Source organism: Flavicella sp. (assembly GCF_037132785.1).
Taxonomy (GTDB): Bacteria; Bacteroidota; Bacteroidia; order Flavobacteriales; family Flavobacteriaceae; genus Flavicella.
In genome coordinates this window covers 1-8,398 of sequence record NZ_JBAHZZ010000175.1, presented here as the reverse complement: position 1 = coordinate 8,398, position 8,398 = coordinate 1, and the positions used below count along the sequence as shown (strand labels likewise).

General features: G+C 31.0%; 10 protein-coding genes and 1 pseudogene. 4 read left to right on the top strand and 7 right to left on the bottom strand.

From position 1 onward, the window contains the following. The 4 genes from V5787_RS10960 to V5787_RS10945 form a co-directional block, all read right to left on the bottom strand. Positions 1-267 (bottom strand): helix-turn-helix domain-containing protein (locus tag V5787_RS10960; protein WP_336893255.1); only part of this gene is annotated, 267 nt, incomplete at its 3' end. An 81-nt stretch (positions 268-348) separates the two neighbouring features. Then, a complete protein-coding gene (gene ychF / locus V5787_RS10955; protein WP_336893254.1) occupies positions 349-1,440 on the bottom strand; it encodes a redox-regulated ATPase YchF in 1,092 nt (363 codons plus the stop codon). A gap of 220 nt (positions 1,441-1,660) precedes the next feature. Next, entirely contained in the window at positions 1,661-2,011 is a 351-nt protein-coding gene (locus V5787_RS10950; protein WP_336893253.1) for a 4Fe-4S dicluster domain-containing protein, read from the bottom strand. 158 nt (positions 2,012-2,169) lie between these two features. Beyond that, positions 2,170-3,504 (bottom strand): aspartate kinase, encoded by a 1,335-nt coding sequence (locus V5787_RS10945; protein WP_336893252.1) that lies wholly within the window; start codon positions 3,502-3,504, stop codon positions 2,170-2,172. Positions 3,505-3,669: 165 nt separating this feature from the next. On the opposite strand from V5787_RS10945, the gene V5787_RS10940 reads away from it, so the two are divergent. From V5787_RS10940 to V5787_RS10930, 3 genes are all read left to right on the top strand, one after another. Beyond that, on the top strand, positions 3,670-4,329 hold the full coding sequence (locus V5787_RS10940; RefSeq protein WP_336893251.1) for a hypothetical protein: 660 nt from the start codon (positions 3,670-3,672) through the stop codon (positions 4,327-4,329). 3 nt (positions 4,330-4,332) lie between these two features. Beyond that, a complete protein-coding gene (locus tag V5787_RS10935) occupies positions 4,333-4,785 on the top strand; it encodes a DUF1569 domain-containing protein (protein ID WP_336893250.1) in 453 nt (150 codons plus the stop codon). Positions 4,786-4,848: 63 nt separating this feature from the next. Continuing rightward, positions 4,849-6,438 carry a sulfatase gene (locus V5787_RS10930; RefSeq protein WP_336893249.1) on the top strand — a complete coding sequence of 530 codons (1,590 nt, stop codon included), beginning with the start codon at positions 4,849-4,851 and terminating at the stop codon, positions 6,436-6,438. A gap of 147 nt (positions 6,439-6,585) precedes the next feature. Here the strand turns inward: V5787_RS10930 and V5787_RS10925 are convergent, their stop codons facing one another. The 3 genes and pseudogenes from V5787_RS10925 to V5787_RS10915 form a co-directional block, all read right to left on the bottom strand. After that, positions 6,586-7,350 (bottom strand): leucine-rich repeat domain-containing protein, encoded by a 765-nt coding sequence (locus V5787_RS10925; protein ID WP_336893257.1) that lies wholly within the window; start codon positions 7,348-7,350, stop codon positions 6,586-6,588. Beyond that, positions 7,327-7,593 (bottom strand): annotated as a pseudogene (locus tag V5787_RS10920) (leucine-rich repeat domain-containing protein); the annotation flags it as partial. The gene V5787_RS10925 and the pseudogene V5787_RS10920, both read right to left, overlap by 24 nt. Before the next feature lie 18 nt (positions 7,594-7,611). Continuing rightward, on the bottom strand, positions 7,612-7,890 hold the full coding sequence (locus V5787_RS10915; protein WP_336893248.1) for a hypothetical protein: 279 nt from the start codon (positions 7,888-7,890) through the stop codon (positions 7,612-7,614). A gap of 360 nt (positions 7,891-8,250) precedes the next feature. Between V5787_RS10915 and V5787_RS10910 the strand changes: the two genes are divergently transcribed. Continuing rightward, a partial coding sequence (locus V5787_RS10910; protein ID WP_336893256.1) for a transposase occupies positions 8,251-8,398 on the top strand: 148 nt, incomplete at its 3' end.

The following is an 8,398-nucleotide window of genomic DNA, read 5'->3' as shown; positions in this document are numbered from 1 at the left end:
ATAGACAAAAAACTTCAGTAAAGAATAGGTACTTATTTTATCAAGGTTTCTTTTGTTTAAATAATCTTGTTTCACAAACCAATGTGCTAGGTCTGCATCGTATTTATCTGTCTTTTTTTCAACCCATTTATTAACTTCTCTACTAATTGTTGAACGCGCTCTATTTAGAGTTTTAGCAATGTAGGATTTTGATTTTTTTTCATTTAAAAGAGTCTCAATTTGTACTCTTTCTTTACGGGTAAGTCGTCTATGTTTTTTTACTACCATTTTACAAATCTATAAATTTAGATTTGTTGCGTTAAGTTATTGAATGAAGGTTGGGCTTTTTTATTATTTATATGCTATAAACTAGACATTAAATCTAAAGTTCATAATATCACCATCAGCAACAATATATTCTTTTCCTTCTACCCCTAATTTACCTGCTTCTTTAATTTTAACTTCAGAACCAAATTTCACATAGTCATCATATTTAATAACTTCTGCACGAATAAATCCTTTTTCAAAGTCTGTATGAATTACTCCAGCAGCTTGAGGGGCCGTATCTCCAATATTAATTGTCCAAGCTCTTACTTCTTTGACACCTACTGTAAAGTAAGTTTGCAGATTTAATAATTTATATGCTGAACGAATCAATCTAGCCGAACCAGGTTCATTTAAACCCATATCCTCTAAAAACACTTGACGCTCTTCATAATCATCTAACTCGTTTATATCCGCTTCTATACCAACTGCCAAAACAATAATTTCAGCATTTTCACCTTTCACTGCTTCTCTTACTTGTTCTACATAATCATTCCCTGAAACAGCTGCGCTCTCATCTACATTACAAACATACATAACCGGCTTTTCTGTAATAAACTGCATTGGTTTTACAAACTCTAATTCTTTTTCAGTAAACTCTATGGTTCTAACAGACTTTCCTTCTAAAAGAGTGGCTTGTATTTTAGACAAAACATCAAACTCTGCTGCAGCTTCTTTATTTCCAGTTTTTGCATTCCGTTTTACACGCTCTATACGCTTTTCAACAGTTTCCAAATCTTTTAATTGCAACTCAATATCAATTGTCTCCTTATCTCTAACAGGATCTATAGATTCATCTACATGAATGATATTATCGTCATCAAAACAACGAATCACATGGATAATAGCATCCGTTTCTCTAATATTTCCTAAAAATTGATTTCCCAATCCTTCTCCTTTACTTGCGCCTTTTACCAAACCAGCAATATCAACAATTTCTACCGTTGCAGGAACAACACGCTCTGGGTTTACCATGCTCTCTAATTTCTCAACTCTAGCGTCTGGTACATTCACAACTCCCACATTAGGTTCAATAGTACAAAAAGGAAAATTTGCACTTTGTGCTTTTGCATTTGATAGACAATTGAATAAAGTTGACTTCCCAACATTTGGTAATCCTACGATTCCTGCTTTCATATTCTTCTATATTTTATTAGCAATAATTGCTTTAATTTATTATTCTAAAAAGAGATATTGATAATTATCAACTTTCAGTTTGCAAAGATAATCAATTCTTGAAATTTTATTCCTATAAAAATCAGAGATTAAAAATCAATTTCACCAGGACATAAGCCTATAAAAAATCCCGCTATATTTAAAAATATAGCGGGATCTTATTTTATTATAGTTGGAAGGATTACTCTCCGTGCATAAATGATTTCTTTCCTAAAAGCTCTTCTTCTGTTTCAACATTATCATCATCAGGGATACAACAATCCACTGGACAAACAGCAGCACATTGAGGTTCGTCATGAAAACCTTTACACTCTGTACATTTGTTTGGAACGATAAAATAAACTTCATCATCTACAGCTTCTTGATCATCATCTGCATTAGCCTTATTCCCGTTTGGTAATACGATATCTCCAGATAGTTCTGTACCATCTGAATAATGCCAATCTTCTGCACCTTCATAAATTGCATTGTTTGGACATTCTGGCTCACAAGCTCCACAGTTAATACATTCGTCTGTTATTATAATTGCCATTGTAGTAATTTCTTAATTTATGAAACGCAAAAGTAAAAAAAGTTTCTTAAAACTCTATTGCTTTTATTATTTATGACAGAATATTAAAGTTCTGCTCCTCTATTTAAAATGATTCTTAAAAGACTAAAGCTAGAACTTTAGTCTCTGATATATGGTTTTTAATTTTCAGTAAACACTCCTTTGTTCAAATCTCTTAGAGCCTTAATTTTATCTATAGAATTCACTAAAAGAGAAACATTATAGTTACTTCCTCCATAAGAAATCATTCTAATTGGAATATTTGTCAAACTATTAAAAATAGCTGCACTACCTCCTTTTTGTTTTTCGGAAAAATCTCCAGCCAAACAAATAATACTTAAATCGGTATCGACTTTTACAATGCCTATATTTTCGAGCTCCTTAACAATTTTATCTAAATTTGAATCATCATCAATCGTTAATGAAACTGCAACTTCAGAGGTAGTAACCATATCAATAGATGTTTTGAACTTTTCAAAAACCTCGAATATATTTTTTAAGAAACCATAAGCCATTAACATTCGGTACGACTTAATTCTAATTGCAGTAATTCCATCTTTAGCTGCAATTGCTCTAACTTTACTAGCAGGAACACTACAGTTACAAATAATTGTCCCTGCAGATTCTGGATTAAATGTGTTTTTTAATAATACAGGAATATTTTTTTCCTTCGCTGGAATTACACTTTGTGGGTGTAAAATTTTAGCTCCAAAATAAGCCAATTCAGCTGCTTCATCAAAAGATATTTCTTTTAGCGAAAATGTATTATCAACATAACGAGGATCATTATTATGCATCCCATCAATATCCGTCCAGATTTGAATTTCTTCAGCTTGGATAGCTGCTCCAATTAAAGATGCAGAATAATCACTACCTCCACGTTTTAAATTATCTACATCTCCTAAATGACTCAAACAAATATATCCTTGAGTAATATAAATTGATGTATTCGGATTTGCTTCTACAATATTTCCTAAACTCTCTGTAATAAAATCAGAATCAGGTTCCCCTGCTTCATCAATTCTCATAAAATCAAAGGCTGATAATAAACTTGATTCTACCTTGATTTCATTCATATACATATCAAATAAGTTTGTAGAGAGAATCTCTCCTTGAGCTACAATTATTTTTTCTATTGCTGAAATATACTCTACAGAACCTTCATGAGCATAAGACTTGATAAAATCGAAACGTTCTTCTATAAAAGCATTGGCGGTCTTTTTAATATTATCTGTAGAATACAATCCTTCGATAACCGTTTTATAACGATCAACCATCATGTCAAGAATTGAATTTGCTTCTACAAAATTAGAAGCGCCTATAGCATCTGTGATTTGGTGTAAAACATTGGTTGTTTGAGACATTGCCGACAATACTACTATTTTTTCTCCCTCAATATCAGCAACAATTTCTGCAACTTTTTTTATGCTTTCGGGACTTCCAACTGAAGTTCCACCAAATTTTAAAATTTTCATTTTATGTGATTTTTAGTTTCCTTTCTGAAATACGAATAAACAACGACCAAACTATCTTTTATCGGTGCTTCAAAATGTTTAGCAAAAATCCTATAATTGTTAATTTTCAGCAAACTTTTGTAATATATTTACACTTTGTTATAAATTGTTTAAAATTAAACACGCATGAAAACCATACAAGAATCTGTAGAAAGTATCATACGAAAAACACCTTTTTACGAAGAAGCTCTCAATGATAAATTAATCAACGTATCTTCCTTAGCTAGAGCGATACAAGAAGATGTAGAAATTGACTTAGGAAAGGAAGTGAAGTCTGGAGCTATTATGATGGCTATCAACAGGCTATCTCCTTCTAATCTGTTAAGAATCAGAAAAAACATACGGAAATTTACATTTTCATTAGGTGATTTTATCGTACGTTCTAACCTGTGTACTTTTACTTATAAAAACACCCCTACTCTTTTACGGTCTATTTCATCTTTATTAAATAAAATTGGAGAGGATAAAGATTATTTCTTTACCATTTCTCAAGGGATTTTTGAAACAAATATTGTAACAAGTAAAAACTTAGAAGATCAAGTAAAAGAATTATTTTCAAAAGAAATTTTACTTTATGGGCATACTGAACTTGCTTCTATTACTATAAAACTACCCAAAACCAATGTAGAACAATCTGGAGTGTATTATTTTATACTAAAGCAATTAGCATGGGCAGGAATTTCTGTTCAAGAAATTATTTCTACCACACACGAAATGACAATTGTAGTGAAAGAAGAAGATATTAACAGTACTTTTTCTGTTTTAATAGACATGAAAAAAAAATAACACATGGAAAATCTATTCGACAAAAAAATAAGCGAGCAAGTTATTGATAGAATAGAAAAATTAAAACTTGATTCTTCTGCTGTTTGGGGAAAAATGGATGTAGCCCAAATGTTAGCTCATTGCTGCGTTACCTATGAGATGGTTTATGATAAAACACCTCCTAAACCTAATAAATTTCAAAGACTAATTCTCTCTCTATTGTTAAAAAACATTGTTGTTGGTGAAAAACCCTATAAAATCAACATGAGAACCTCGCCTGAGTTTATAATCACAGAAGTTAAAGATTTTGACAAAGAAAAATCGAAACTTATTAAATACATCAACAAAACACAACTGTTAGGAAAAGAGTATTTTGAAAACAAAGAGTCTCCTTCTTTTGGTGCTTTGAGCTCTACAGAGTGGAATAATCTATTTTCCAAACATTTAGATCATCATCTGCATCAATTTTCTGTATAGCTTTTTTAATTATTTCACTTATAGAATAACTTTATTTAAGAAAACAAATTATAAACCATCGTTATGAATAATTCAATTACAACTCTCATCCTTTTCTTATTGATACTCAGTGCTTGTAAAGAAAAATCAACAAAAAACATGAGCGAACCGGAGATCAAAAACGTATTGTTTATTCTAGCTGATGATTTTGGGTATTATGATGTAAGCTTAAGAAACGATTCTTTTTATGAAACGCCTAATATTGATAGAATTGCAAACGAAGGAACGATCTTTAATCAAGGCTACTCAACATGTCAGGTTTGTAGTCCTTCAAGAGCGAGTATTCTCAACGGAAAATTCCCTGCCCGTCATGGAATTACTGACTGGATTGGCGCTAGATCAGGTGAAAAATGGAGAGAAATAAAACGTTTTTCAAAATTATTACCACCGGAATACAACCACAACCTAGATCATAAAGACACAACTCTTCCTGAAGCCTTAAAGCAAGAAGGATATACAACCTACTTTGCTGGTAAATGGCATTTAGGAGGAAAAGGTTCCTGGCCTGAAGATCATGGATTTGATATAAATATCGGAGGGTTTGATGCTGGAAGTCCAAAAGGTGGATATTTTTCTCCTTGGGAAAACCCAAATCTTGAAAATAAAGAAGATGGTGAAAATTTAAGCATGCGTTTGGCTCAAGAAACCGTTAACTTTATGAAAGTCAATAAAGATAAAAAATTCTTTGCTTATTTATCTTTTTATGCAGTACATGGTCCTATTCAAACATCACAAGAAAAATGGGCAAAATATAGAGCTAAGGCAGAAAAAAATGGAATTCATGACAAAGGATTTAAAATGGCTAAATTCCTTCCTATTCGACAAACTCAAGACAATCCTGTATATGCTGGTCTAGTAGAATCCATGGATGATGCTGTTGGATTAGTCTTAAAAGGATTAAAAGACTTAGGTCTTGATAAAAATACAATTGTGATTTTTACTTCAGACAATGGAGGTGTATCAGCTGGAGATTCTTTTTCTACCTCTAATCTACCCTTACGTGGCGGGAAAGGCTATCAATACGAAGGCGGAATTAAAGAACCTTATTTTATAAAAGTTCCTTGGTTAGAAAACAAAATAAAAAGTTCTGACATACCCGTATCTGGAACTGACTTTTACCCTACCATCTTGGATTTGGTAGGGATTAAACTTAAACCTGAAGAACATTTAGATGGAGTAAGTTTACTACCATTATTAAAAGGAGAAAAGATTAAAAATAGATCATTGATATGGCACTATCCTCATTATGGTAACCAAGGAGGTGAACCCTCTTCTATTATTAGAAAAGGAGATTGGAAGCTTATTCACTATTACGAAGATGACAGAAATGAACTTTATAACTTAAAAACGGATTTAAAAGAAGCTTATAATCTAATTTCCGAAAACACTTCTATGGCCAAAGAATTGGAAAAAGAACTCTTTATATATTTAAAAAGTGTAAATGCAAAATACCCTATAAAAGATCCTTTGTATGACAGTATATTAGAAAAAAAACATATCCAAAAGATAGCGACTAAAAAATTACAGTCTTTAGAAATTCAACGTTTACAGTTTTTGTCTAAAGACTTTGATCCAAAAAATAATTGGTGGGGAAGTATGCTTACTAAAGACTAAATCAACAAGTAATAAATAATACCATTCTAACATTTAAATGGCAAATTTATTTAGAAAATAATTGCTTAACATAAAATATTTTCTGAAAAACACAACTATTTACATCTACCTTAAATCCGAAAGTAGTATATTTCTGTTTTCTTAAACTTAATTTATATCAGCCTCGGTAATAGACTTAAATTCTTTCCAAACGCCAGCTAATTCATAGTCTTCTTTTGTCCCCTTTGGTACAGTTAAAACTATACTACCAAAAATCACATTCCTAAAAACATTTAAATTTATAGCTAATGGAATTTTCCAATTTAACACTACATTAGTTATACTTGAACAACCTGAAAAAGCAAAACTACCTATGCTGGTTACCCCCTCTGGAATACTGACACCTAGTAAACTTGAACAACCAGTAAAAGTACTACTTTCTATACTGGTTACACCTTCTGGAATACTGACACTTAGTAAACTTGAACATTCTTCAAAAGCATAATAATCTATACTTATAACGCTCTCTGGAATAAAGACATTAGTTAAACTTGAACATTCTCCAAAAGCACTTACGCCTATACTTATTACACTCTCTGGAATAATAACACTTGTTAAACTTGAACAATAAATAAAAGCATGATCACTTATACTAGTAATGGTATAAATTATGTCTTCCTTATTTACCGTTTCTGGAATTATTAATACGTCTATTAGGTTAGTCTCATATTTTGCAACGGAAACGTAATTATTATCTGAGTCTATGATTGTATATTCTAAGTCTCCATCATTAAAAAAAGCACCTTCTTCTCTTATAACTCCAAAATCTTGCCAAAAACCAGCTAATTCATAGTCTTCTTTTGTTCCCTTTGGCACAGATAAAACTACATATGCTACATGATTAAATACACTAGAATTTACATCTAATGGAATTTTCCAATTTAACACTACATTAGTTAAACGTGAACATTGATAAAAAGCATACCCTCCTATGCTGGTTACCCCCTCTGGAATACTGACACTTAGTAAACTTGAACATTCATAAAAAGCCCATTCTCCTATACTTAGCACACTCGCTGGAATAGTAACATTTGTTAAACTTGTACAACCAGCAAAAGCACTACTTCCTATACTTATTACACCTTCTGGAATAGTGACATTAGTTAAACTTGAACAACCTGAAAAAGCACCCCTTTATATACTGGTTACACCTTCTGGAATACTGACACTTGTTAAACTTAAACAATTAACAAATGTATAATCACTTATACTAATAATTGTATAAATTATTTCTTCATGTTTTACCGTTTCTGGAATTATTAATGCGCCAGTTGGGCAATTATAATATTTTACAACGGAAACGTAATTATTATCTGAATCTATAATCGTATAGCTTAAGACTCCATCATCAAAGCTTTGTGCTAAACCAAATTTATAACATATACACAGTAGAACAAATAGGTACTTTTTCATAATATTTTTTTTAATAAAATTACGTAATTTTTTACTTTAATCTCAGTATTCTAGCAAGAAATATAATACCAACTGAATTTCAGATTGGTTGCTAATAAATTTGAATTATTGTTTTCTTTAGATGAAATAAAAAACATAAGCATAGCCTAGTTACAGTTCTATTTTATATTGAAACATAAAGGAAATAGAAACTAATTTAATCAATCCTTTTGATGTTTATTTGGTATAAGACCTATTTGATATTAAAATTAATAATATGCTATCAAACCTATATTAGGGTAATACTTTCATTTTCTTAAATTTAATTTACTAAGTTAGTCATTTAGTTTCTGTATCTTAGTGTCATTAAATATAACAGATATGGATGTTTTTCAAGGTCAAAATATACTGAGTTTTATAAAAGAACTGCCAAATGATGAATCATGTAAAGCTTATTTGGCAAAAATAAAATGGTCTGAAGGTTTTATATGTAGTAAATGTTGTGGCACAAAAGGTTGTGAGAAATCAG

Excerpts from the sequence above, each read along its gene's own strand:
- ychF (WP_336893254.1), bottom strand. The coding sequence starts at position 1,440 with ATGAAAGCAGGAATCGTAGGATTACCAAATGTTGGGAAGTCAACTTTA.
- V5787_RS10945 (WP_336893252.1), bottom strand. The coding sequence starts at position 3,504 with ATGAAAATTTTAAAATTTGGTGGAACTTCAGTTGGAAGTCCCGAAAGC.
- V5787_RS10930 (WP_336893249.1), top strand. The coding sequence starts at position 4,849 with ATGAATAATTCAATTACAACTCTCATCCTTTTCTTATTGATACTCAGT.
- V5787_RS10915 (WP_336893248.1), bottom strand. The coding sequence starts at position 7,890 with ATGAAAAAGTACCTATTTGTTCTACTGTGTATATGTTATAAATTTGGT.
- V5787_RS10950 (WP_336893253.1), bottom strand. The coding sequence starts at position 2,011 with ATGGCAATTATAATAACAGACGAATGTATTAACTGTGGAGCTTGTGAG.
- V5787_RS10935 (WP_336893250.1), top strand. The coding sequence starts at position 4,333 with ATGGAAAATCTATTCGACAAAAAAATAAGCGAGCAAGTTATTGATAGA.
- V5787_RS10940 (WP_336893251.1), top strand. The coding sequence starts at position 3,670 with ATGAAAACCATACAAGAATCTGTAGAAAGTATCATACGAAAAACACCT.